At 60.3% G+C, this 23,765-nt stretch carries 20 protein-coding genes; all 20 read right to left on the minus strand.

Features of this window, described 5'->3' with window-relative positions:
• Nucleotides 1-36: 36 nt before the first annotated feature.
• Entirely contained in the window at nucleotides 37-1,890 is a 1,854-nt protein-coding gene (gene nuoL, locus F8N21_RS18090) for an NADH-quinone oxidoreductase subunit L (RefSeq protein ID WP_150643413.1), read from the minus strand.
• Nucleotides 1,887-2,210, minus strand: a complete 324-nt coding sequence (nuoK, locus tag F8N21_RS18095; RefSeq protein ID WP_150643414.1) for an NADH-quinone oxidoreductase subunit NuoK — start codon at nucleotides 2,208-2,210, stop codon at nucleotides 1,887-1,889. Before nuoK ends, nuoL begins: the two co-directional genes overlap by 4 nt.
• Nucleotides 2,211-2,214: 4 nt before the next feature.
• Nucleotides 2,215-2,715 (minus strand): NADH-quinone oxidoreductase subunit J, encoded by a 501-nt coding sequence (gene nuoJ / locus F8N21_RS18100; RefSeq protein WP_150643415.1) that lies wholly within the window; start codon nucleotides 2,713-2,715, stop codon nucleotides 2,215-2,217.
• A 9-nt stretch (nucleotides 2,716-2,724) separates the two neighbouring features.
• Nucleotides 2,725-3,273, minus strand: a complete 549-nt coding sequence (gene nuoI, locus F8N21_RS18105) for an NADH-quinone oxidoreductase subunit NuoI (protein ID WP_150643416.1) — start codon at nucleotides 3,271-3,273, stop codon at nucleotides 2,725-2,727.
• 12 nt (nucleotides 3,274-3,285) lie between these two features.
• Entirely contained in the window at nucleotides 3,286-4,293 is a 1,008-nt protein-coding gene (gene nuoH, locus F8N21_RS18110; protein WP_150643417.1) for an NADH-quinone oxidoreductase subunit NuoH, read from the minus strand.
• A complete protein-coding gene (gene nuoG / locus F8N21_RS18115) occupies nucleotides 4,290-7,004 on the minus strand; it encodes an NADH-quinone oxidoreductase subunit NuoG (protein ID WP_150643418.1) in 2,715 nt (904 codons plus the stop codon). Before nuoG ends, nuoH begins: the two co-directional genes overlap by 4 nt.
• A 136-nt stretch (nucleotides 7,005-7,140) precedes the next feature.
• Nucleotides 7,141-8,496 (minus strand): NADH-quinone oxidoreductase subunit NuoF, encoded by a 1,356-nt coding sequence (nuoF, locus tag F8N21_RS18120; RefSeq protein WP_150643419.1) that lies wholly within the window; start codon nucleotides 8,494-8,496, stop codon nucleotides 7,141-7,143.
• A complete protein-coding gene (nuoE, locus tag F8N21_RS18125) occupies nucleotides 8,493-8,990 on the minus strand; it encodes an NADH-quinone oxidoreductase subunit NuoE (RefSeq protein ID WP_150643420.1) in 498 nt (165 codons plus the stop codon). Before nuoE ends, nuoF begins: the two co-directional genes overlap by 4 nt.
• A 2-nt stretch (nucleotides 8,991-8,992) precedes the next feature.
• Nucleotides 8,993-10,777, minus strand: coding sequence for an NADH-quinone oxidoreductase subunit C/D (gene nuoC / locus F8N21_RS18130; protein ID WP_150643421.1), 1,785 nt, complete (start codon nucleotides 10,775-10,777; stop codon nucleotides 8,993-8,995).
• A 73-nt stretch (nucleotides 10,778-10,850) separates the two neighbouring features.
• Nucleotides 10,851-11,525 carry a NuoB/complex I 20 kDa subunit family protein gene (locus F8N21_RS18135; RefSeq protein WP_150643422.1) on the minus strand — a complete coding sequence of 225 codons (675 nt, stop codon included), beginning with the start codon at nucleotides 11,523-11,525 and terminating at the stop codon, nucleotides 10,851-10,853.
• A gap of 10 nt (nucleotides 11,526-11,535) precedes the next feature.
• On the minus strand, nucleotides 11,536-11,949 hold the full coding sequence (locus F8N21_RS18140; protein WP_007929187.1) for an NADH-quinone oxidoreductase subunit A: 414 nt from the start codon (nucleotides 11,947-11,949) through the stop codon (nucleotides 11,536-11,538).
• A 991-nt stretch (nucleotides 11,950-12,940) separates the two neighbouring features.
• Entirely contained in the window at nucleotides 12,941-14,266 is a 1,326-nt protein-coding gene (aceA, locus tag F8N21_RS18145) for an isocitrate lyase (RefSeq protein ID WP_150643423.1), read from the minus strand.
• Between the two features lie 496 nt (nucleotides 14,267-14,762).
• Entirely contained in the window at nucleotides 14,763-15,533 is a 771-nt protein-coding gene (locus F8N21_RS18150; RefSeq protein WP_150643424.1) for a secretin N-terminal domain-containing protein, read from the minus strand.
• A 303-nt stretch (nucleotides 15,534-15,836) separates the two neighbouring features.
• The gene (locus F8N21_RS18155; RefSeq protein WP_150643425.1) at nucleotides 15,837-16,262 is read right to left on the minus strand and encodes a GNAT family N-acetyltransferase; all 426 of its coding nucleotides are present in this window, start codon (nucleotides 16,260-16,262) and stop codon (nucleotides 15,837-15,839) included.
• Nucleotides 16,255-17,421 carry a cupin domain-containing protein gene (locus tag F8N21_RS18160; protein WP_150643426.1) on the minus strand — a complete coding sequence of 389 codons (1,167 nt, stop codon included), beginning with the start codon at nucleotides 17,419-17,421 and terminating at the stop codon, nucleotides 16,255-16,257. The genes F8N21_RS18155 and F8N21_RS18160 overlap by 8 nt, the downstream gene beginning before the upstream one ends.
• 83 nt (nucleotides 17,422-17,504) lie before the next feature.
• Nucleotides 17,505-18,875 carry an adenylosuccinate lyase gene (purB, locus tag F8N21_RS18165; RefSeq protein WP_150643427.1) on the minus strand — a complete coding sequence of 457 codons (1,371 nt, stop codon included), beginning with the start codon at nucleotides 18,873-18,875 and terminating at the stop codon, nucleotides 17,505-17,507.
• Nucleotides 18,876-19,002: 127 nt separating this feature from the next.
• Entirely contained in the window at nucleotides 19,003-19,626 is a 624-nt protein-coding gene (gene hflD / locus F8N21_RS18170) for a high frequency lysogenization protein HflD (RefSeq protein WP_150643428.1), read from the minus strand.
• Complete coding sequence (mnmA, locus tag F8N21_RS18175; RefSeq protein WP_150643429.1) at nucleotides 19,623-20,756, minus strand: tRNA 2-thiouridine(34) synthase MnmA; 1,134 nt, start codon at nucleotides 20,754-20,756, stop codon at nucleotides 19,623-19,625. Before mnmA ends, hflD begins: the two co-directional genes overlap by 4 nt.
• A gap of 59 nt (nucleotides 20,757-20,815) precedes the next feature.
• Complete coding sequence (locus F8N21_RS18180; protein WP_150643430.1) at nucleotides 20,816-21,262, minus strand: NUDIX hydrolase; 447 nt, start codon at nucleotides 21,260-21,262, stop codon at nucleotides 20,816-20,818.
• Nucleotides 21,263-21,500: 238 nt separating this feature from the next.
• Complete coding sequence (locus tag F8N21_RS18185; protein ID WP_150643431.1) at nucleotides 21,501-23,744, minus strand: NADP-dependent isocitrate dehydrogenase; 2,244 nt, start codon at nucleotides 23,742-23,744, stop codon at nucleotides 21,501-21,503.
• Nucleotides 23,745-23,765 lie beyond the last annotated feature (21 nt).

Raw genomic sequence — 23,765 nt, forward strand, 5'->3', positions numbered from 1 at the left:
GGGCTCAATTCCTTTCGCAATTTCGCAAGGTTCATATCAGACCGCTACCAACACGATGGCGCCCATTACCAGCACGGCACCAGCAGCCATGGAAGCCGCATACCAACGCAACTGACCGGTCTCGGTACGGCTAAGGGAGTTGTGACCCCCTTTGGCCATACGCGGGATCAGGCCGATGGTCTGGTCGAGCGGGTCTTTGCGCAGTACATGGCTGATCATCAGGTACGGCTTGACGAACAGCTTGTCGTAGATCCAGTCGAAGCCCCAGGCAGCGAACCACCAGGCCGAAAGGAAACGCCCGATACCGCTGTTGGCGACGGCAGTGACGAAGCGCCGCTTGCCGAGGAACAGCATGGCCGCCAGCAGGATACCGGCCAGGGCGATGGCGCCCGAGGCGATTTCCAGACTGTGCTTGGCTTCGCCGCCGGCATGGCCGACGCTTTCCGGCAGCACGCCGTGCAGCGGTGGAACAATCATCGCGCCGACGAACGTCGACAGCACGATCAGCACCGACAGTGGCAGCCAGTGAGCAATGCCGTGACCCGCATGGGCTTCAGTCTTGGCTTCACCGTGGAACGCGATGAAGATCAGGCGGAAGGTGTACAGCGAAGTCATGAAGGCACCGACCAGGCCGGCGTATAGCAGACCGTGGTTGCCGCTGGCGAACGCTTCCCAGAGGATTTCGTCTTTCGAGTAGAAGCCCGCGGTCACCAGAGGCAGGGCCGACAGCGCGGCACCACCGACGATGAAGCTGGCGTAGGCCAATGGCAGTTTCTTCCACAGGCCGCCCATCTTGAAAATGTTCTGCTCGTGGTGGCAGGCAACGATCACCGCACCGGAAGCAAGGAACAGCAGCGCCTTGAAGAAGGCGTGGGTCATCAGGTGGAAGATCGCGCCGTCAAAGGCACCCACGCCCAGGGCCAGGAACATGTAGCCGATCTGGCTCATGGTCGAGTAGGCGAGGATCCGCTTGATGTCGGTTTGCACCAGCGCGGCGAAACCGGCCAGGACCAGGGTCACGCCACCGACGATGCCGACCAGTTGCAGGATGTCCGGCGCCAGGGCGAACAGGCCGTGAGTACGGGCGATCAGGTAGACACCGGCGGTCACCATGGTTGCGGCGTGGATCAGTGCCGAAACCGGGGTAGGGCCGGCCATCGCGTCCGCCAGCCAGGTTTGCAGCGGCAGTTGCGCGGATTTACCGACCGCACCACCCAACAGCATCAGGGTCGCCAGAACGATCCAGAAGTCGCCGACCTTGAAGTGCTCAGGCGCCTTGACCAGCAGCTCCTGGATATTCAGCGTGCCCAACTGTTGGAACAGGATGAACAGGCCGATGGCCATGAACACGTCGCCGACCCGGGTGACGATAAAGGCTTTGAGTGCGGCGTTACCGTTGTTGCGGTTGCTGTAGTAGAAACCGATCAACAGGTAGCTGCACAGGCCCACGCCTTCCCAGCCGAAGTACAGGAACAACAGGTTATCGCCCAGCACCAGGAACAGCATGCTGGCGATAAACAGGTTGGTGTAGGCGAAGAAACGCGAGTAACCGGCTTCACCGCGCATGTACCAGGAGGCGAACAGGTGGATCAGGAAGCCGACGCCGACCACCACACCGAGCATGGTCAGGGACAGACCATCCAGGTACAGGGCGAAGTTCGGCTTGAAGCCTTCCACCGCCATCCATTGCCACAGGACCTGGGTGTAGTGACCACCTTCGGGTGGGGCAACGTTGAACTGCCAGATGATATAGGCAGTGACGATCGCCGAGAGGCCGACGGAGCCGACACCGATCAGCGCCGAGAGGTTTTCCGAGAGGCGTCCCCGAGAGAACGCCAGCAGCACATAACCGATCAGAGGGAACAGGAAAGTCAGATAGAGAAGGTTCATCCGCGCATCTCGCTGGCAGCGTCGATATCGAGAGTGTGGAAGCGGCGATACAGCTGCAACAGAATCGCCAGGCCGATACTGGCCTCGGCGGCTGCCAGGCTGATCACCAGGATGAACATGATCTGTCCATCCGGCTGCGCCCAGCGGCTACCGGCAACGATGAAGGCCAGTGCTGCGGCATTCATCATGATCTCCAGGCTCATCAGCACGAAGAGAATGTTGCGGCGGACCATCAGGCCGACCAGACCGAGGCAGAACAGCACGCCGGCGACAGCCAGGCCATGCTCCATCGGGATAGAACCGAAAGGGATATCAGGCATAGTGTTACTCCTTCGCCTCGTTGCGGCCCAGGTGGAACGCCGTGACAGCTGCAGCGAGCAGCAGCATCGAGGCGAGTTCGACCACCAGCAGATAAGGACCGAACAGGCTGATGCCCACGGCCTTGGAGTCTACGGTGGTGTGGCCGATACCGCCGGCGCTCGGGTTGGCGAACAGCACATACAGCAGTTCCGCCAGCAGCAGCGCGGCGAGAATCACCGGACCCAGCCAGATGCCGGGCTTGAGCCAGACGCGCTCTTGCTGAACCGAGGCCGGGCCGAGGTTCAGCATCATCACCACGAACACGAACAGCACCATGATGGCGCCAGCGTAGGCGATCACTTCCAGTGCGCCGGCGAATGGAGCACCGAGGCTGAAAAAGGTCATCGCCACGGCAAGCAGCGAAATGATCAGGTAGAGCAGGGCGTGCACAGGGTTGGTGTTAGTGATCACGCGCAGCGTGGACACAACGGCAACTCCTGATGCGAAATAGAAAGCGAATTCCATCTTTCTTCCTTAAGGCAGCAAGCTCTTCACGTTGATCGGCTCGGCTTCATTCTGCGCGGAGCCTTTTGGCTTACCGGCAATGGCCATACCTGCAACACGATAGAAGTTGTAATCAGGGTTTTTACCGGGACCGGAGATCAACAGATCTTCTTTCTCGTAAACCAGGTCCTGACGTTTGAACTCGGCCATTTCGAAATCCGGTGTCAGCTGGATCGCGGTGGTCGGGCAGGCTTCCTCGCAGAGGCCGCAGAAAATGCAGCGCGAGAAGTTGATACGGAAGAACTCCGGGTACCAGCGACCGTCTTCGGTTTCAGCCTTCTGCAGCGAGATGCAACCCACCGGGCACGCCACGGCGCACAGGTTGCAGGCTACACAACGCTCTTCGCCGTCGGGGTCGCGGGTCAGCACGATACGCCCACGGAAGCGTGGCGGCAGGTACACCGCCTCTTCCGGATACTGCAGCGTGTCGCGCTTGCGGAAGGCATGACCGAAAATCATCACCAGGCTGCGAAGCTGGGTGTAGGTGCCATGCAATATGTCAAACAAGTACTTGAACATGGGTCTCTATCCTCACTGAACCGCGCCAGCGGGCGTGTTCATCAACACGATCGCAGCGGTCACCAGCAGATTGATCAGGGTCAGCGGCAGGCAGAATTTCCAGCTGAAATCCATCACCTGGTCATACCGTGGGCGCGGAATCGATGCGCGCAGCAGGATGAAGATCATGATGAAAAACGCGGTCTTCATCGCGAACCAGATGAACGGGATCTGCGGCAGAATGCCGAAAGGTCCGTGCCAGCCACCGAAAAACAGAGTCACCAGCAGCGCCGAGATCAACACGATGCCGATGTACTCACCGACGAAGAACATGCCCCATTTCATGCCGGCGTATTCGATGTGGTAACCGTCGGCCAGTTCCTGTTCCGCTTCCGGCTGGTCGAAGGGGTGACGGTGAGTCACGGCCACGCCAGCGATGAAGAAGGTACAGAAACCGAGGAACTGCGGAATGATGAACCACAGGTTCTGCGCTTGATATTCGACGATGTCGCGCATGTTGAACGAACCAACCTGCGCCACCACGCCCATCAGCGCCAGGCCCATGAACACTTCATAGGACACGGTCTGGGCCGAGGCACGCAAGCTGCCCAGCAGGGCGAACTTGTTGTTGCTCGACCAGCCGGCGAACAGCACCGCATAGACCGACAGACCGGCCATGGCGAAGAAGAACAGCAGGCCGATGTTCAGGTCCGCGACACCCCAGGTCGGGGTGATCGGGATGATCGCAAAAGCAATCAGCAAGGCGCTCATGGCCACTACCGGTGCCAGGGTGAAGATCACCTTGTCGGCAAACGGCGGCGTCCAGTCTTCCTTGAAAAACATCTTGATCATGTCGGCGGCGATCTGGAACGCACCGAACGGGCCAACCCGGTTCGGACCGTAACGATCCTGCCAGAGGGCCAGCAAGCGGCGCTCGACCCAGCTCAGCAGCGCGCCGCAAACCACCACGGCGAGCATGATCACGATGGCCTTGACCACCGCGATGATCACGTCGATCACTTCAGGGGTGAACCAGGTCATTGCGCTGCCTCCTGCAGACCGTCAACGGATTTACCAAAGATCGCCGGTGGAATACCGGCCAGACCGGCAGGCAACGCGACCAGGCCAGCACCCAACTCATCATTGATCCGCAGCGGCAGACGCAGGGTCTGGCCGCCAACGTTCAGGCTGAGCAGGGCACCGTCGTTGACGCCCAGGCGATCCGCTTCGGATTTGGCCAGCGATACGTAGGCGGCCGGTATGCGTTCCTGGACCGGATCGGCTTTGGAAGAGTTCTCTTCGCTGCCGAACAGGTGATAGAACGGCACCGCCTGCCAGGTACCTTGAGCCGGGTTGAATGCGCGCGGAACAGTGGTGAACCAGTTCAGCGAGTCACCCTGGCTTTCGATCAGGCGAGTGCCCGGATCGCCAGCGCGGATGTGACCACCGACTTCGTCCTGGAACTTGTTCCAGGCTTGCGGCGAGTTCCAGCCCGGAGCCCAGGCGAACGGCACTTGCTGGCGCGGCTCGACGGAGCCCGAGTAGCCTTCCATGGAGAACGAGAACGCAGTGTCGTTGTCCTGGGAGGTACGCGGTTCATGCACGCTGATGTCGGCACGCATGGCGGTCCGGCCACTGTAACGCAGCGGTTCGCGGGCCAGTTTCAGGCCTTTGATGCGGAACGCGGCGGACGGTGCGGCGCTGACGATGCCGGCCAGTTGCGGGTTGCTGGCGGCGCAGGCAGCGGTGACATGGTCCAGTTGGGTCCAGTCCAGCGGCTGGCTCAGCAAGGTCGCGCGCAGGGCATGCAGCCAGCGCCAGCCTTCGTGAACCATGATGCTCGCGTCCAGGTACGTCGGGTCGAAGACCTGGAAGAAGCGCTGGGCGCGACCTTCCTGGCTGACCAGGGTACCGTCGCCTTCAGCGAAGCTGGCGGCTGGCAGAACCAGGTGCGCGCGATCGCTGGTGGCGGTCTTCTGATGATCGGCGACGATCAGCACTTTTGCGGCGCTCAGGGCAGCATCGACCTTGGCCTTGTCGGTACGGGTGTACAGATCGTTTTCCAGCACGACGATGGCGTCGGCCTGGCCATCGATCACCGCTTGCAGGGCGGCGTCGAGCGATTCGCCACCGAGCATGGCCAGGCCGAGGCTGTTGGCCTCTGGCACGATCAGGCTGATGGAACCGTTCTTCTCGCGCAGCTTCAAGGCTTTGGCGATGTTCGCCGCGGCTTCGATCAGTGCTTTCGAACCCAGGGACGTACCGGCGATGATCAGCGGACGCTTGGCTGCGAGCAGGGCGTTGGCAATGCGCTGGGCCAGTTCGAGCGCTTCGCTGTCCAGGCCTTCAACGGCTGGAGCGCTGGCGTCGAGGGCGTGGGCCACGGCGAAACCGATGCGAGCCAGGTCGTCGGGAGCGGCGTGAACGCACTCTTCGGCGATATCGTCGAGCTTGGTTTCAGCCAGGCTGGCGATAAACAGCGGGTTCAGTGCGTTCTGGCCGATGTTCTTCACCGCGGCGTCGAGCCACGGTTGAACGCGCATGGCGTCGGCCATGTCTTCGGCCTTGCCCTTGACCGACTGACGCAGGGCCAGGGCCATGCGGGCAGCGGTCTGGGTCAGGTCTTCACCGAGGACGAAGATCGCGTCGTGGTCTTCGATGTCGCGCATGTTCGGGATCGGCAGCGGGCTGCTTTTCAGCACTTGCACGACTAGGCGGATGCGTTCCAGCTCAGAGGCTTCGATACCCGAGTAGAAGTGCTCGGCACCCACCAGTTCGCGCAGGGCGTAGTTGCTTTCCAGGCTGGCGCGCGGCGAACCGATACCAACGATGTTGCGACCGCGCAGCAGCTCGGCGGCTTTATCCAGGGCTTCGTCGAGGGTCAGCTTGGCGCCGTTGGCCAGCAGTGGCTGACGTGGGCGATCCTTGCGGTTGACGTAGCCATAACCGAAACGGCCACGGTCGCAGAGGAAGTACTGGTTCACCGAACCGTTGAAGCGGTTTTCGATGCGCCGCAGTTCACCATAGCGCTCGCCCGGGCTGATGTTGCAACCGCTGGAGCAGCCATGGCAGATGCTCGGCGAGAACTGCATGTCCCACTTGCGGTTGTAGCGCTCGGAGTGTGTCTTGTCGGTAAACACACCGGTCGGGCAGACCTCGGTGAGGTTGCCGGAGAACTCGCTTTCCAGGGTGCCGTCTTCAACGCGACCGAAGTACACGTTGTCGTGGGCGCCGAATACACCGAGGTCGGTGCCGCCGGCGTAGTCCTTATAGAAGCGTACGCAGCGGTAGCAGGCGATGCAGCGGTTCATCTCGTGGGAAATGAACGGGCCCAGTTGCTGGTTCTGGTGGGTACGCTTGGTGAAGCGATAACGGCGCTCGTTGTGGCCGGTCATCACCGTCATGTCTTGCAGGTGGCAGTGACCGCCTTCCTCGCAGACCGGGCAGTCGTGCGGGTGGTTGGTCATCAGCCATTCGACGACGCTGGCGCGAAACACCTTGGCTTCTTCGTCGTCGATGGAAATCCAGCTGCCGTCGGTGGCAGGGGTCATGCAGGACATGACGATACGACCACGCTTGTCGTTTTCGTCGGTGTACTGCTTGACCGCACACTGGCGACAGGCGCCAACGCTGCCGAGGGCGGGGTGCCAGCAGAAATAGGGGATGTCGAGGCCTAGCGACAGACACGCCTGTAACAGGTTGTCTGCCCCATCGACTTCGAGCGCTTTGCCGTCTACGTGGATAGTGGCCATGGTTCAAAGATCTTCGTTGGCCCGGTGTCAGCGGGCGTGGCTAATGGAATCTTGTTTGCGTGCGAATCAACACAGCCGTTAACGGCGTCATCGCACGAAAGGCGAAGGGCACGGACCCTTCGCCTTCTTTAAAGCGTTAAGCGCCGACTACGATCGGCCTTGCCAGGGGCGGGACGGTGGCGCTGGTGGACGCGATACCGGCTTCGAACTCTGGACGGAAATATTTGATTGCGCTGCCCAATGGCTCCACGGCACCCGGTGCGTGAGCACAGAAAGTCTTGCCAGGGCCGAGGAAACCGACCAGACCCAACAGGGTCTCGATATCGCCGGCTTGCCCTTCGCCATGCTCGAGCGCCATCAGGAGCTTGACGCTCCATGGCAGACCGTCACGGCACGGAGTGCAGAAGCCACAGGATTCGCGGGAGAAGAACTGTTCCATGTTGCGCAGCAGGGAGACCATGTTGACGCTGTCGTCCACGGCCATCGCCAGGCCGGTACCCATACGGGTGCCGACCTTGGCGATGCCACCGGCGTACATTTGTGCGTCCAGGTGCTCGGGCAGCAGGAACCCGGTACCGGCGCCGCCTGGCTGCCAGCACTTGAGCTTGAAGCCGTCGCGCATGCCACCGGCGTAGTCTTCGAACAGCTCGCGACCGGTGATGCCGAACGGCAGTTCCCAGAGGCCAGGGTTCTTCACTTTGCCGGAGAAGCCCATCAGCTTGGTGCCGTGGTCTTCGCTGCCTTCGCGAGCGAGGGCTTTGTACCAGTCAACGCCGTCGGCAATGATCGCCGGCACGTTGCACAGGGTCTCGACGTTGTTCACGCAGGTCGGCTTGCCCCACACGCCAACGGCGGCCGGGAAGGGCGGCTTGGAGCGCGGGTTGGCGCGGCGGCCTTCGAGGGAGTTGATCAGTGCGGTTTCTTCACCGCAGATGTAACGCCCGGCGCCGGTGTGCACGAACAGTTCGAAGTCGAAACCGCTGCCCAGGATGTTCTTGCCCAGCAGGCCGGCGGCCTTGGCTTCTTCCACGGCACGGTTCAGGTGCTTGGCGGCGGTGGTGTATTCGCCACGCAGGAAGATGTAGCCACGGTAGGTTTTCAGCGCGCGAGCACTGATCAGCATGCCTTCGATCAGCAGATGGGGCAGTTGCTCCATCAGCATCCGGTCTTTCCAGGTGTTGGGCTCCATTTCATCCGCGTTGCACAGCAGGTAGCGGATGTTGATGGATTCGTCCTTGGGCATCAGGCCCCACTTCACCCCCGTGGGGAAGCCCGCGCCGCCGCGACCCTTGAGACCGGCGTCCTTGACGGTCTGGACGATATCGTCCTGAGACATATCGGCGAATGCCTTGCGCGCAGCGGCGTAGCCATTCTTGGCCTGGTACTCGTCGAGCCACACGGCTTCGCCGTCGTCACGCAGACGCCAGGTCAGCGGATGGGTTTCTGCGTTGCGCGCGATGCGGTTGGCAGGGCCGAATGAAGTCAGGGTCATACGTAGCCCTCCAGCAGTTTGGCAACGCCGGCAGGCTGTACGTCACCGAAAGTGTCGTCGTCGATCATCAACGCCGGCGCCTTGTCGCAATTGCCGAGGCAGCAGACCGGCAGCAAGGTGAATCGACCGTCGGCGGTGGTCTGGCCCAGGCCGATGCCGATGTTGTCCTGCAGCTCGCTGACCACCGACTCGTGGCCGCCGATGTAGCAGACCATGCTGTCGCAGACGCGAATGATGTGACGGCCCACCGGCTGACGGAAGATCTGGCTGTAGAAGGTCGCCACGCCTTCAACGTCGCTGGCCGGGATGCCGAGGATCTCGCCGATGGCGTAGAGCGCGCCATCCGGCACCCAGCCACGTTCCTTCTGGACGATCTTCAGGGCCTCGATCGACGCCGCGCGCGGGTCTTCGTAGTGATGCAGCTCGTGCTCGATGGCCGAGCGCTCGGTTTCGCTCAGGGCGAAACGGTCTGTCTGGATAAGCGTGCTATTCATGCTTAGCGGTCCACGTCGGCCATAACGAAATCGATACTACCCAGGTACGCAATCAAGTCCGCGACCATGCTGCCTTTGATCACCGAAGGGATCTGCTGCAGGTGCGGGAAGCTTGGGGTACGAATCCGGGTGCGGTAGCTCATGGTGCCGCCATCGCTCGTCAGGTAATAACTGTTGATACCCTTGGTCGCTTCAATCATCTGGAAGGATTCGTTGGCCGGCATCACCGGGCCCCACGAAACTTGCAGGAAGTGCGTGATCAGGGTTTCGATGTGCTGCAGCGTGCGCTCTTTCGGTGGCGGCGTGGTCAGCGGGTGATCCGCCTTGTACGCGCCTGCCGGCATATTGCGCATGCACTGGTCGATGATCTTGATGCTCTGGCGCATTTCTTCGACACGGACGATGCAGCGATCGTAGGCATCGCCATTGACCGCCAGCGGTACTTCGAACTCGAAGTTCTCGTAGCCGGAGTAAGGGCGGGCCTTGCGCAGGTCGAAATCACAGCCAGTGGAACGCAGGCCGGCACCGGTGACGCCCCATTCCAGGGCCTCTTTGGTGTTGTAGGCGGCGACGCCAATGGTCCGGCCACGCAGGATACTGTTGTCGAGGGCCGCTTTCTGGTATTCGTCGAGGCGTTTTGGCAGCCATTCGACGAAGTCTTTCACCAGCTTTTCCCAGCCGCGCGGCAGGTCGTGGGCGACGCCACCGATGCGGTACCAGGCCGGGTGCAGACGGAAACCGGTGATGGCTTCGATCACCGTGTAGGCTTTCTGCCGGTCGGTGAAGGTGAAGAACACCGGGGTCATGGCGCCGACGTCCTGGATATAGGTACCCAGGAACAGCAGGTGGCTGGTGATCCGGAAGAACTCGGCCATCATGATGCGGATGGTGTCGACCTTGTCCGGAACCTTGATGCCCGCCAGCTTTTCGACCGCAAGCACGTACGGCAGGTTGTTCATCACCCCGCCGAGGTAATCGATCCGGTCGGTGTACGGGATGAAACTGTGCCAGGACTGGCGCTCGGCCATTTTTTCGGCGCCACGGTGGTGGTAACCGACGTCCGGCACGCAGTCGACGATCTCTTCACCGTCCAGTTGCAGAATGATACGGAACGCACCGTGAGCCGAAGGGTGGTTCGGGCCCAGGTTGAGGAACATGTAGTCCTCGTTGGCACCGGAGCGCTTCATGCCCCAGTCTTCCGGTTTGAAACGCGCCGATTCTTCTTCCAGCTGTTGCTTGGCCAGGGTCAGGCTGAACGGATCGAACTCGGTGGCACGGGCCGGGAAGTCCTTGCGCAGCGGGTGACCTTCCCAGGTCGGCGGCATCATGATCCGGGTCAGGTGCGGGTGGCCGGCAAAGTCGATGCCGTACATGTCCCACACTTCACGCTCGTACCAGTTGGCGTTCGGCCAGATTCCGGTCACGGTCGGTACGCTGAGGTCGCTCTCGGACAAGGCGACCTTGATCATTACGTCACTATTACGTTCGATCGACATCAAGTGATAGAACACAGTGAAGTCGGCGCCGCTCGGCAGCCCGTTGCGCTTGGTGCGCAGACGCTCGTCCACGCCATGCAGGTCATAGAGCATGACGTACGGCTTGGGCAGTTTGCGCAGGAAGGTCAGGACTTCGACGAGTTTGGCACGGGTAACCCAAAGCACCGGCATGCCGGTGCGGGTGGCCTGGGCGGAAAACGCCTCAGGGCCAAAACGATTGTTCAGTTCGACGACCACATCTTGGTCGTCTGCCTTATAAGGCGGGATGTACAGAGCACTGCCTGTAGTCATGGTTTTTTATCGCTTTCGGTCAACGTAAAGAATGAAGCCAGTTTCTCGTTTCTTTGTAAGAACCAGAGCTGGATCAGACTTCGTCGGGGCTGCGCAGGTTGGTTACCTGAATACGCTGTTCGCGGCGCTGTTCCTTTTGCGACGGCATCTCGGCGCGGTACACGCCTTGATCACCAACGACCCAGGAAAGTGGGCGACGCTCCTGGCCAATCGATTCCTGCAACAGCATCAAGCCTTGCAGGAATGCTTCAGGGCGGGGCGGGCAGCCAGGCACGTAGACGTCCACGGGCAGGAACTTGTCCACCCCTTGAACGACGGAGTAGATGTCGTACATGCCACCGGAGTTGGCGCACGAACCCATGGAGATAACCCATTTCGGTTCGAGCATTTGCTCGTAGAGACGCTGAATGATCGGCGCCATCTTGATGAAGCAGGTTCCGGCAATAACCATGAAATCCGCCTGACGCGGCGATGCCCGGATAACCTCGGCGCCAAAGCGTGCGATGTCATGGGGCGCCGTGAAGGCGGTAGTCATTTCCACGTAGCAGCACGAAAGGCCGAAGTTGTACGGCCACAGGGAGTTTTTACGTCCCCAGTTGACCGTGCTGTTCAGCACGTCTTCGAGCTTGCCCATGAAAATGTTTTTGTGGACTTGATCTTCTAACGGATCGGAAACGGTTTCCCGTTCGCCGATCGGGTACTGCTCGTTAGGAGCATCCGGGTCGATCCTGGTGAGATTGTATTGCATCGCCAAAGCCTCATTGTTTCAGCTTCGCTTGCCGCTTACGACGACCTTCCGGAGCCCAATCAAGTGCCCCCACTCGCCAAAGGTAGACAAGACCTGCCAACAGAATTGCTATGAAAACGAGAGCTTCGACAAATCCGGTCCAGCCGCTTTCGCGGACGGACACAGACCAGGCAAAGAGAAAGAGGGCTTCGATATCGAAGATCACGAACAGCATCGCGACCAGATAGAATTTGGCTGAGAGCCGCAAGCGGGCGCCACCGGTAGGCAGCATGCCGGACTCGAACGGTTCGTTTTTACTGCGGCCCCAGGCTTTTGAGCCGAGCAGGCTGGAAACACCGAGCATGAAGGCACAAAGGCCGCCGACACCCAGAAGGAAAATGGCAAAGCCCCAGTTGTGGGCCATGAGTCCTGTCGCTTCGGGCATGCTGGTAATCCTTAACAGAGAGCAAAGGTCTCTGAGCTTGAAAAGAAATAAAGCAGTGACGATATGTCGCAGCGCAATCAATCTCGCTGATTTTATGGCTAAACACCGTGCAAGTAAATTTTCTAAAGCGAAATTATTTAGCGGAATAAGGACATCAGGTGCCTCCGAGCCCACGCAGCCCATACGTTGCGGGCATTAGGCGGGGTTTTGTTAATTATGTTTTGTGAGCGATGTAACGAACAGCATCAGCGTAAATGATAATCAATATTGTTTGTCGTGGCTTTTAAACTGTTATTCGCGATGAGGGCCAGGAAGTTGCCGTTACATACCCTTTAGCGCAAGTTGTGAGCCTAGCCTTTTTAACCTTTTTTTTCGGACCGGATACTGCGTTTGGTCAATTTTTTGTGGTGCTGGGTGACAGCCTGGCAGGTGCGCAGGCGCTTGTGTGAGGGGTAAGCCTGATACAAGTCTCGGCGCAGGGGAATCCGACTTTGGATGTAATGTTCTACTCCGAATGCCACCACTCACCCCAACCCTCGCCCCTTTGGGGTATAGGTATCCACACATCTTTTAAGGCTGCCGAATACTGTGGCGAGGGGGCTTGCTCCCGTTCGGCTGCGCAGCAGTCGTAAAACCGGCGGATGCGTTCTACCTGGAAAACCGCGATAGCCGGTTTTAGGGCCGCTTCGCGACCCGGCGGGGGCAAGCCCCCTCGCCACAGGTAAGGTGTTCGACCAGCGAGATGTGTAGATACCTATGCCCTTTGGGGAGAGGGTTGGGGTGAGAGGTGGTTCTTGAGTCAGGCGCACAACCCGAAGCGATCCTTGTGAGCAATGAGCTCAATCTGGAGCACATAGGTTAGAGAAACCATGCCGAGCCCTGAATCCCAGGCAAAAAAACGCCCCGAACCAGTCGGGGCGTTAGATAGGCGGCATTGCAGTTAGCTTTCTACTCGGTCCGCAATGGCCGTTTGCTCATGCTGCGAAGTCGATCAGTGGAACTGTTCTTCTTCGGTGGAGCCGGTCAGCGCGGTAACCGAAGACGAGCCACCTTGAATCACGGTGGTCATGTCGTCGAAGTAGCCGGTGCCCACTTCCTGCTGGTGAGCCACGAAGGTGTAACCCTTGGCAGCGTCAGCGAACTCTTGCTCTTGCAGCTTCACGTAGGCAGTCATGTCGTTGCGGGCGTAGTCGTGCGCCAGGTTGAACATGCTGTGCCACATGTTGTGAATGCCGGCCAGGGTGATGAACTGGTGCTTGTAACCCATGGCGGACAGTTCGCGCTGGAACTTGGCGATGGTCGCGTCGTCCAGGTTTTTCTTCCAGTTGAAGGAAGGCGAGCAGTTGTACGACAGCAGTTGGTCCGGGTATTCCTTTTTGATCGCTTCGGCGAAGCGACGAGCTTCGGCCAGATCCGGCTTGGCGGTTTCGCACCAGATCAGGTCGGCGTACGGAGCGTAAGCCAGGCCGCGCGAGATAGCCTGGTCGAGACCGGCGCGCACTTTGTAGAAACCTTCCTGGGTACGTTCGCCAGTGACGAACTCTTTGTCGTACGGGTCGCAATCGGAGGTCAGCAGGTCAGCTGCGTTGGCGTCGGTACGGGCCAGGATGATGGTCGGTGTACCGGCAACGTCAGCTGCCAGACGGGCAGCGGTCAGCTTCTGTACAGCTTCCTGGGTAGGAACCAGTACCTTGCCGCCCATGTGGCCGCATTTTTTCACGGAAGCCAGCTGGTCTTCGAAGTGAACGCCTGCGGCGCCTGCTTCGATCATGCTTTTCATCAGCTCGTAGGCGTTCAGTACGCCGCCGAAACCGGCTTCGGCGTCAGCCACGATTGGCGCGAAGTAGTCGATGTAGCCTTCGTCGCCCGGGTTCTTGCCGGCTTTCCACTGGATCTGGTCAGCACGACGGAACGAGTTGTTGATGCGCTTGACCACGGTTGGAACCGAATCCACCGGGTACAGCGATTGGTCCGGGTACATCGATTCTGCAGAGTTGTTGTCTGCAGCAACTTGCCAGCCCGACAGGTAGATGGCCTGGATGCCGGCTTTGACTTGTTGTACAGCCTGGCCGCCGGTCAGGGCGCCCATGCAGTTGACGAAATCTTTCTCGGGACGGAAGGACGGTTTGGCGCCTTGGGTGACCAGGTTCCAGAGTTTCTCGGCGCCCATACGTGCCAGGGTGTGCTCAGGTTGAACCGAGCCACGCAGGCGGACGACGTCAGCAGCGGAGTAAGCGCGAGTCACGCCTTTCCAGCGTGGGTTTTCAGCCCAATCTTTTTCGAGGGCTGCAATTTGCTGTTCGCGTGTCAGTGCCATGGAGATAAACCTCGTCGCGTCTTTTATAAAAAGTCGTTCTTGGGTGGAAAATTCGTACTGCCAGATACGCATGTTTGGAGGGTTGCGTAAAGGGCTGCTCGCTGACCAGAAGCTTAGGTCAAGTCAGGCTTGGCGGGGAAGGCGACAGGCGAACGATGGGCTCGAGAATGGAAGTGAGCAGGTAAGGGCGAGCTGCCGGGCACATTCGGGCATCGTGGGCCTTCATGTGATCAAACAGTGTGGAGCCGATCTACCTAATTACGCTTCCGTCCCTCGGGACAACTTCGTTCCAGTCGCAACCTCGTCAAACTGCCTTGTGGGCGGTACAGACACAAATCGGCTCAGGTGGGTAAGTCAGAGCGGCGATTCGAAGGCCCTTGCCAGGGCCCCTGATTAGCGGGAGCGGGGCCATCATGCCCTTGGTTTTGTGACCCGTCAAATGTTTTGTAGTGGTTTATTCGAGCCACTACATCTTTGGTCTAATACGACTAATCAGTCAGTTTTTGGTGCTTTGGTCCAGAGTTTCGACTTTCACGCGCAAGGTCATGTCATCCCGGCCTTGTGTCCCATAGCTGCGGGCTAGAGCCTTTTGGTCGGCCTGAGTCTGGCGATTGACCCCGGCCAGGGTGATCCATTCGCCAAGGCGGCCGCTGACGGTGCTGTCGGTGCTCTGCACGTTCACTACATCGGGACGTTCCTGGCTCATTCGATCACGATTGGTGCTGATACTCAGATGAACGATATCGCCAGTGACGCTGGCGGTGACGTAGAACCCTTGGGTGACGTTGCGGTACTGGGTCTGGTTTTGCAGGCGACCGTAGGGGTCGGTCTGGGTGCTGGTCAGCGGCACGCTCTGGCCGATCTGAATCAGCGCCGGAGCACCTTCGCTGGCCTGGATCTGCTGGATGCCGCCGTCTCGGCTGGTGGTGTTGCGGCTGATGATGCGGGTGTTGGCGCCGCCATTCACCGAGTAGCCCTGTTGGTCCTGGGTGTTGTTTTCATTGGTGTCGACGGTGATCAGCAGGCGCTTGGGTGCGGTGTCCAATTGTTCGAGAAAGGCCCGCAATTCGGCGATTTTCTCGGGTTCAGCGTTAACGATCAGTTGATTGCCGTAGGCGCTGACCTTGCCGTCCTGGCCGAGGAAGTTCTGCGCTACCGGCAGCAGATCGGCGCTGGTGCGGTAGTTGAGCGGCACAATCTCGGTGGCGGCGAGCACCGAGAAACCGCAGGTCAGCAGCAGCGTGGTGAGCAGGGTGCGTAGGGACATGTCCGTTGATCTCCGCAATTAAACGTATGCGCTGGCGCAGGCTGCGATCTTTTGATTTTGCCTGCAACCCTTCGCACCATATCAAAACGCCCCGCCATTGGGGATGGCGGGGCGTTTTGAGGTGTTCTCTGTGGCGAGGGAGCTTGCTGTGGCGAGGGGGCTTGCTGTGGCGAGGGGGCTTGCCCCCGTTGGGCTGCGCAGCAGCCCCAATATGCCCACCGAGATGCGTCTGGTAAAACGCGGTGGCAGGTTTTAGGACCGCTTCGCTCTCCAGCGGGGGCAAGCCCCCTCGCCACAAGGTCTTCAGTCAGTCCCGCGCACCATGTCGACATGCGGAATCCCTGCTTCGAGGAATTCGCCGCTGACGATGGTAAAGCCCATGCGCTCATAGAAAGCCGTCGCCTGGACCTGCGCGCTGAGACTCAGATGCTTCAGTCCGCGCTTCTCGGCTTCGCCTGTCACGGCCTGTATCAGTGCAACACCGACCTTCAGCCCGCGCCAGTCCCTGAGGACCGACACCCGGCCGATATGGCCGTCGGGCAGCAGGCGGGCGGTGCCAATCGGGAAGTCACCCTCGAAGGCCAGAAAATGCACGGCGCTGACGTCGTCGGCATCCCATTCAAGCTCTGGCGGAACGGACTGCTCGGCGACGAACACCGCTTCACGAATGCGCCGGATCTCGGCGTTATCCTTTTGCCAGTCTGCGACACGTACGTGAATCTTACTCATCGGCAAACCCCAGGCTTCCTTGCTTGACCAGTTCACAGAGCAGGTTGCGCCCATCTTCATCCGCCAGCCATGGGCCGAGGTTGTCGCTGTGCAGCGCATCCGCGGCGCAGACCATCTTCAACAGCTCGCGCAGCTTGCCCGGCAACAGGCGGCTCTGGCCGCTGGCGAACAGCAGCAGGTCGTCATCGACTTCCGACCAGGCCAGGCGGGCGCTCGGGTTGCGAATCAGCACGGCGCCTTGCTCAAGACTGCTCAGCAGGTCTTCTTCTTCCAGTTCCGGGCCGACCACCAGTTCCGGGTAGCGTGGCTCGGTCATGAACTGACCGAACCAGGTCAACAGCAGGCGCTCGTCGCTCATGTGCTCGGCCAGCAGGCTTTTCAAGCGGTCGAGTGCGTCGTGCTGGATCTGGTGCGGATCACTGACAGGCTGCGCATCGGCATCGGTGTAGCGCTCTTCGTCCGGCAGGAACTGGGCGAGGAAGTCGGTGAAGTGGGTCAGCACTTCGGCAGCGCTCGGGGCGCGGAAGCCTACCGAGTAGGTCATGCAGTCGTCGATCGCGACACCGCAGTGGGCCAGGCGTGGCGGCAGGTAGAGCATGTCGCCCGGTTCCAGCACCCATTCGGCGGTTTCTTCGAAGTCGGCGAGGATGCGCAGGTCGGCATGGGGCAGCAGCGGACTCTCGGAGTCGCACATCTGGCCGATTTTCCAATTGCGCTTGCCGTGGCCTTGCAGCAGGAACACGTCGTAGTTATCGAAGTGCGGACCGACGCTGCCGCCTGGCGCGGCGAAGCTGATCATCACGTCGTCGATGCGCCAGCTTGGCAGGAAGCGGAAGTGCTCCAGCAGCTCGCCGACTTCCGGCACGAACTGATCTACCGCTTGTACCAGCAGGGTCCACTCGCGCTCCGGCAGCTTGCTGAATTCGTCTTCGGCGAACGGACCGCGACGCAATTCCCATGGGCGCTCGCCGTGCTCGATGACCAGGCGCGATTCGACTTCTTCTTCGAGTGCCAGGCCGGCCAATTCGTCGGCGTCGATCGGGCTTTCGAAGTCAGGAATCGCCTGGCGGATCAGCAGCGGTTTTTTCTGCCAGTAGTCGCGTAGGAATTCCCGCGCAGTGATACCGCCCAGAAGTTGAAGAGGAATATCAGGATTCATGTGTAACCTATTGAAAAAAAGCACTTTTCAGACGGGAATAAAAACGCCCGGCGCTGCCGGGCGTTCAAATCTGTTGCGATCGGTCAGATGCGTTTGGCTTGTGCCACGGCGTTACCGATGTAATTGGCCGGGGTGAGCTTTTTCAGCTCGGCCTTCGCTTCGGCGGGCATTTCCAGACCGTCGATGAAAGTTTGCAACGCTTCAGGGCTGATGCCCTTGCCACGGGTCAACTCTTTGAGCTTTTCGTACGGGTTTTCGATGTTATACCGACGCATGACCGTCTGGATCGGTTCGGCCAGGACTTCCCAGCACGCATCCAGGTCCGCAGCAATCTTCTGAGCATTGAGCTCCAGCTTGCTGATTCCCTTGAGGCTTGCTTCGTAAGCGATAACGCTGTGAGCAAAGCCGACGCCGAGGTTGCGCAGAACGGTGGAGTCGGTCAAGTCACGCTGCCAGCGCGAGATCGGCAGCTTGCTCGCCAAATGCTGGAACAGTGCGTTGGCGATCCCCAGGTTGCCTTCGGAGTTTTCGAAGTCGATCGGGTTGACCTTGTGCGGCATGGTCGAGGAACCGATTTCGCCAGCGATGGTGCGCTGTTTGAAATAGCCCAGGGAGATGTAGCCCCAGATATCGCGATCGAAGTCGATCAGGATGGTGTTGAAGCGGGCCATGGCGTCGAACAGCTCGGCGATGTAGTCGTGGGGTTCGATCTGCGTGGTGTAGGGGTTGAAGCCCAGGCCCAGCTCGTCTTCGATGAAGGCGCGAGCGTTCTCTTCCCAGTCGATTTGCGGGTAGGCCGAGAGGTGTGCGTTGTAGTTGCCGACAGCGCCGTTGATCTTGCCCAGCAGCGGAACGGCAGCGACCTGGGCGATCTGGCGCTCAAGACGGTAAACCACGTTGGCCAGTTCTTTGCCCAGGGTGGTCGGCGAAGCCGGTTGGCCGTGGGTGCGCGACAGCATTGGCACGTCGGCGAAACGCACGGCCAGTTCACGGATGGCTTCAGCAGTCTGGCGCATCAGTGGCAGCATTACGTCATCACGGCCTTCGCGCAGCATCAGGGCGTGGGACAGGTTGTTGATGTCCTCGCTGGTGCAGGCAAAGTGGATGAATTCGCTGACCTTGGCCAGTTCCGGCAGCTTGGCCGCCTGCTCTTTGAGCAGGTACTCGATGGCTTTGACGTCGTGGTTGGTGGTGCGCTCGATCTCTTTGACGCGCTCGGCGTGCTCCAGAGCGAAGTTTTCCGCCAGGGTGTTCAACACCGCGTTGGCTTCGGCGGAAAACGCCGGAACTTCGCTGATGGCCGGGTGTGCGGCCAGGCGCTGGAGCCAGCGCACTTCAACCAGGACGCGGGCACGGATCAGACCGTATTCGCTGAAAATCGGGCGCAGGGCCTGGGTTCTGCCGGCGTAGCGGCCGTCAACAGGGGAAACCGCAGTGAGCGAAGAAAGCTGCATGGGGTGTTCTCGGACAGTCGGGCAACGAAATGGGGCGCGTATCATACATGAAAAAAAACCGCGGGTCCGTTGCCAACTGACCAGCGTCTTACGCGTACAGACTACAAAATGCTGTTGCGGGCGCGGTTCAGCTGCTGCGCATCAGCGGGTAAAGCTCTTTGAGCAGTTTGCGGCGGCTGACCACCAGCTGCCAGCGATGGCCGCCCAGTTGGCGCCACAGCCGTGCCGAGCGAATGCCGGCCAGCAGCAGCGCACGGATCTTCGAAGCATTGTTCGGTTGCTGCAGGTTGCGCATGTCGCCGTGCACCTGGATACGCTGGCGCAGGGTGCTCAAGGTGTCCTGGTACAGCGCGCCACAGGCCGCCACCACGTTTTCGTGGGCTGGACCGAAGTGTTCGACCTGGGACTGGATTTGCGGCAGACGCTTGCCGATGGTTTCCAGCAGGTCGTCGCGCTTGGCCAGTTGTCGCTCCAGCCCGAGCATCGACAGCGCATAACGCAGCGGTTCGCGTTGCAGGGTGTTCGGGTCGCGTTCCAGGGCGCCGACCAATGCGCGATAACCTTCGCGCAGATTGAGATCGTCGCCACCGTAGACTTCCAGGGTGTCCTTCGGGTCGCGGATCAGCAGGCTGCCGAGCATGCAACCGAGGCCGGCTTCGGTGACCTGGCCGGTCTTGGCAATTTTGTCGACCAGCACTGCGGCGAGAAACACACCGCCCAGGGCGATCAGTTGCTCCTGAGTCGGATTCATGGGCGCTGGTCCTTGCTGCTCCAGGGTTCGGCTATTTCGATGACGCCGCCACCGAGACAGATTTCGCCGTCGTAGAACACCACTGACTGGCCTGGAGTGACTGCGCGCTGCGGGTCGTCGAAGATCGCCCGATAACCGTCGGCGGTCTTTTCCAGGGTGCAGGGCTGGTCGCTCTGGCGATAGCGGACTTTCGCCGTGAGCCGGCGTGGTGCGCTCAGGTCGACCGGGTTGACCCAGTAGATGTCCGAGGCGAGCAGGGCGCGGGAGAACAGCCACGGGTGGTCATTGCCCTGGCCAACAATCAACTCGTTGTGTTCCAGGTCCTTGATCAGCACGTACCACGGCTCTTCACCGGCGTCTTTCAGGCCGCCGATGCCCAGGCCCTGGCGCTGGCCGATGGTGTGGTACATCAGGCCGTGGTGCCGGCCGATCACTTCACCTTCGGTGGTTTTGATCTCGCCTGGCTGGGCTGGCAGGTATTGCTTGAGGAAGTCGCTGAAGCGGCGCTCGCCGATAAAGCAGATCCCGGTGGAATCCTTTTTCTTCGCGGTGGCCAGCTGGTGTTTCTCGGCAATCGCGCGAACCGCAGGTTTTTCCAGCTCGCCGACCGGAAACAGGGTCTTGGCGATCTGCTCGCCGCCGACGGCGTGCAGGAAATAGCTCTGGTCCTTGTTCGGGTCCAGGCCTTTGAGCAGTTCGGTGCGGCCATCGATGTCGCGGCGGCGCACGTAGTGGCCAGTGGCGATCAGGTCGGCACCGAGCACCATGGCGTAGTCGAGGAACGCCTTGAACTTGATTTCACGGTTGCAGAGGATGTCCGGGTTCGGCGTGCGTCCGGCCTTGTATTCGGCCAGGAAGTGTTCGAACACGTTGTCCCAGTACTCGGCGGCGAAGTTGGCGGTGTGCAGCTTGATACCGATCCTGTCGCACACGGCCTGGGCGTCCGCCAGGTCGTCCATGGCGGTGCAGTATTCCGTTCCATCGTCTTCTTCCCAGTTCTTCATGAACAGGCCTTCCACCTCATAACCCTGCTCGATCAGCAGGAGAGCGGAAACGGAAGAGTCCACGCCGCCGGACATACCGACAATGACGCGCTTCTTTTGTGTGTCAGAAGGGGCTGGATCACGCATAGGGATTCAATGAGTGTCTTGAAAAAGGACGCGATTCTAGCAGGCCGCAGCCCACAAGGCTAAAGAGAAGGGCGGATCAGTTCGAGACTGTGCATCTTACCGCTCAGATAATCATCGATGCACTGGATGATCAGCTCGCTGCGCCAGTGCGCGCGATGCTCGAGCAACTCGTCACGGGTCAGCCAGCGTGGACGGATAATACCCTCATCGAGCTGATAGTCGCGATGGTGTCGCAGCGGTTTGCCGGCGAAGCACACACGCTGGTAGGTCACGCCATTGCTCGGAGCGGTGTACAGGTAAATGCCGATCACGCCGGTCAGTTCGATGTCCCAGCCGGTTTCCTCGAGGGTTTCGCGGATGGCGGCGTCGATCAGGCTTTCGTCTGGATCCAGGTGCCCGGCGGGCTGATTGAGTACCGCTCGTCCGCCGGCGAGTTCTTCGACCATCAGGAAACGGCCGTTATCTTCGACGATAGTGGCGACGGTGATGTGGGGTTGCCAAGTCATGGTGTGTTCCGCTTAAAGAGTAATGGCGAATTATCGTAGCAGCTGGCGAAGCCTGCGTTCGGCTGCGCAGCAGTCGTAAAATCAGGCACTGCGGTATCCCAGGCAAACCGTGGAAGCAGGTTTTACGACCGCTTCGCGGCCGAACGCAGCCTCGCAGGCTCGGCAGCTGCTACGGGTGGCGCCATAAACAGAAACCCCGACGCGAGGCCGGGGTTTCTGGTGTTACAGCACGGTGCTATCAGGCAGCCAGGCTATCGGAAACCAGCGCCGCGATCGCCGCGTTGAAGGTTTCGCTTGGGCGCATGGCTTTGCTGATCAGCGCTGGAGTGGCGTGGTAGTAACCGCCGATCTCCAGTGGCTTGCCCTGAACGGCATTGAGTTCGGCGACGATGGTCGCTTCGTTCTCGGTCAGGGTTTTCGCCAGCTGGCCGAATTGCGCCTGCAGGGCAACATCTTCGGTCTGGGCGGCCAGGGCCTGGGCCCAGTACAGCGCCAGGTAGAAGTGGCTGCCGCGGTTGTCGATGTTGCCGACCTTGCGCGCCGGCGACTTGTTGTTGTCCAGGAACTGGCCGGTAGCCTGATCGAGGGTCTTGGCCAGTACCTGGGCCTTGGAGTTGGCGTAGGTGCTGCCAAGGTGCTCGAGGGACGCTGCCAGGGCGAGGAACTCACCCAGCGAGTCCCAGCGCAGGAAGTTCTCTTCGAGCAGTTGCTGGACGTGTTTTGGTGCCGAGCCGCCGGCGCCGGTTTCGAACAGGCCGCCACCGTTCATCAGCGGGACAATCGACAGCATCTTGGCGCTGGTGCCCAGTTCCATGATCGGGAACAGGTCGGTCAGGTAGTCGCGCAATACGTTGCCAGTGACCGAAATGGTGTCTTTGCCTTCGCGGATGCGCGTCAGCGTAAAGGCCATGGCGTTGACCGGTGACATGATGCGGATGTCCAGGCCGGAGGTGTCGTGATCCTTCAGGTAAGCCTGAACTTTCTCGATCACTACGCCGTCATGGGCGCGCATCGGGTCCAGCCAGAAGATGGCCGGGGTGTCGCTGGCGCGAGCACGGTTGACGGCCAGTTTGACCCAGTCCTGGATCGGCGCGTCCTTGGTCTGGCACATGCGGAAGATGTCGCCGGCTTCCACGTTCTGTTCCAGCAGCAGGCGGCCAGCGCTGTCGCTGATCCGGACCACGCCATCGGCCTTGATCTGGAAGGTTTTGTCATGGGAGCCGTACTCTTCGGCTTTTTTCGCCATCAGGCCAACGTTTGGCACGCTGCCCATGGTGGTCGGATCGAAGGCGCCGTGTTGCTTGCAGTCTTCGATAACCGCCTGGTAGATGGTCGCGTAGCAGCGATCCGGGATCACCGCCTTGGTGTCGTGCAGCTGACCGTCGGTGCCCCACATCTTGCCGGAGTCGCGGATCATCGCCGGCATCGAGGCGTCGACGATGACGTCGCTCGGCACGTGCAGGTTGGTGATGCCTTTGTCGGAGTTGACCATCGCCAGGGATGGGCGAGCGGCGTACACCGCCTGGATGTCGGCTTCGATCTGCGCTTGCTGCTGCGCCGGCAACGCCTTGATGCGGGCGTACAGATCGCCGATGCCGTTGTTCAGGTTGAAGCCGATCTGACGCAGCACGTCAGCGTGCTTGCTCAGGGCGTCCTGGTAGAACTCGGCAACGATCTGGCCGAACATGATCGGGTCGGAAACCTTCATCATGGTCGCTTTGAGGTGAACCGACAGCAGCACGCCTTGCTGGCGCGCTTCTTCGATTTGCGCGGCGATAAAGCTGCGCAGGGCTTTTTTGCTCATGACGGCGCAATCGATGATCTCGCCGGCTTGCACGGCGGTTTTTTCTTTCAGGACGGTGGTGCTGCCATCCCGAGCGATCAGTTCGATTTTAACGCTGTCCTTGGCATCGATCAGGGCGGCTTTTTCGCTGCCGTAGAAGTCGCCGCTGGTCATGTGCGCTACGTGGGACTTGGATTCTGCGCTCCAGGCGCCCATTTTATGCGGATGCTTGCGAGCGTAGTTCTTGACCGACAGCGGAGCACGGCGGTCGGAGTTGCCTTCGCGCAGAACCGGGTTCACGGCGCTGCCTTTGATTTTGTCGTAACGGGAGCGAATGTCTTTCTCGGTCTCGCTGGTCGGCGCTTCCGGGTAGTCCGGCAGCTCGAAGCCCTTGGCCTGGAGCTCTTTGATCGCGTCCTTGAGCTGCGGCACCGATGCACTGATGTTGGGCAGCTTGATGATGTTAGCCTGCGGGGTGATGGCCAGGTCGCCCAGTTCGGCGAGGTGGTCCGGCACGTTGCCAGCGCTCAGCAGCTCCGAGAAGCTGGCAAGAATACGTCCTGCAAGAGAGATGTCGCGGGTTTCCACGGCGATATCAGCGGGGGCCGTGAAGGCTTCGATGATGGGCAGCAGCGAGTAGGTGGCGAGTGCGGGGGCTTCGTCGGTGAAGGTATAGATGATCTTCGAACGGGTGGGCATATTCGGATTAACTCTCTTCTT

This window comes from Pseudomonas fluorescens (assembly GCF_902497895.1).
Lineage (GTDB): Bacteria > Pseudomonadota > Gammaproteobacteria > Pseudomonadales > Pseudomonadaceae > Aquipseudomonas > Aquipseudomonas fluorescens_BP.

What these genes read in the sequence shown, in the direction of transcription:
- nuoL (WP_150643413.1), bottom strand. Translation starts at nt 1,890, where the DNA reads ATGAACCTTCTCTATCTGACTTTCCTGTTCCCTCTGATCGGTTATGTG.
- F8N21_RS18140 (WP_007929187.1), bottom strand. Translation starts at nt 11,949, where the DNA reads ATGCCCGAAGCGACAGGACTCATGGCCCACAACTGGGGCTTTGCCATT.
- nuoI (WP_150643416.1), bottom strand. Translation starts at nt 3,273, where the DNA reads ATGTTCAAGTACTTGTTTGACATATTGCATGGCACCTACACCCAGCTT.
- mnmA (WP_150643429.1), bottom strand. Translation starts at nt 20,756, where the DNA reads ATGCGTGATCCAGCCCCTTCTGACACACAAAAGAAGCGCGTCATTGTC.
- F8N21_RS18155 (WP_150643425.1), bottom strand. Translation starts at nt 16,262, where the DNA reads ATGAGTAAGATTCACGTACGTGTCGCAGACTGGCAAAAGGATAACGCC.
- nuoK (WP_150643414.1), bottom strand. Translation starts at nt 2,210, where the DNA reads ATGCCTGATATCCCTTTCGGTTCTATCCCGATGGAGCATGGCCTGGCT.
- nuoE (WP_150643420.1), bottom strand. Translation starts at nt 8,990, where the DNA reads ATGAATAGCACGCTTATCCAGACAGACCGTTTCGCCCTGAGCGAAACC.
- nuoJ (WP_150643415.1), bottom strand. Translation starts at nt 2,715, where the DNA reads ATGGAATTCGCTTTCTATTTCGCATCAGGAGTTGCCGTTGTGTCCACG.
- purB (WP_150643427.1), bottom strand. Translation starts at nt 18,875, where the DNA reads ATGCAGCTTTCTTCGCTCACTGCGGTTTCCCCTGTTGACGGCCGCTAC.
- F8N21_RS18135 (WP_150643422.1), bottom strand. Translation starts at nt 11,525, where the DNA reads ATGCAATACAATCTCACCAGGATCGACCCGGATGCTCCTAACGAGCAG.
- F8N21_RS18160 (WP_150643426.1), bottom strand. Translation starts at nt 17,421, where the DNA reads ATGAATCCTGATATTCCTCTTCAACTTCTGGGCGGTATCACTGCGCGG.
- nuoH (WP_150643417.1), bottom strand. Translation starts at nt 4,293, where the DNA reads ATGACCTGGTTCACCCCTGAAGTGATCGACGTGATCATCGCGGTGGTC.
- nuoF (WP_150643419.1), bottom strand. Translation starts at nt 8,496, where the DNA reads ATGACCCTGACTTCATTCGGCCCTGCCAACCGCATCGCGCGCAACGCA.
- F8N21_RS18185 (WP_150643431.1), bottom strand. Translation starts at nt 23,744, where the DNA reads ATGCCCACCCGTTCGAAGATCATCTATACCTTCACCGACGAAGCCCCC.
- hflD (WP_150643428.1), bottom strand. Translation starts at nt 19,626, where the DNA reads ATGAATCCGACTCAGGAGCAACTGATCGCCCTGGGCGGTGTGTTTCTC.
- nuoG (WP_150643418.1), bottom strand. Translation starts at nt 7,004, where the DNA reads ATGGCCACTATCCACGTAGACGGCAAAGCGCTCGAAGTCGATGGGGCA.
- F8N21_RS18150 (WP_150643424.1), bottom strand. Translation starts at nt 15,533, where the DNA reads ATGTCCCTACGCACCCTGCTCACCACGCTGCTGCTGACCTGCGGTTTC.
- aceA (WP_150643423.1), bottom strand. Translation starts at nt 14,266, where the DNA reads ATGGCACTGACACGCGAACAGCAAATTGCAGCCCTCGAAAAAGATTGG.
- F8N21_RS18180 (WP_150643430.1), bottom strand. Translation starts at nt 21,262, where the DNA reads ATGACTTGGCAACCCCACATCACCGTCGCCACTATCGTCGAAGATAAC.
- nuoC (WP_150643421.1), bottom strand. Translation starts at nt 10,777, where the DNA reads ATGACTACAGGCAGTGCTCTGTACATCCCGCCTTATAAGGCAGACGAC.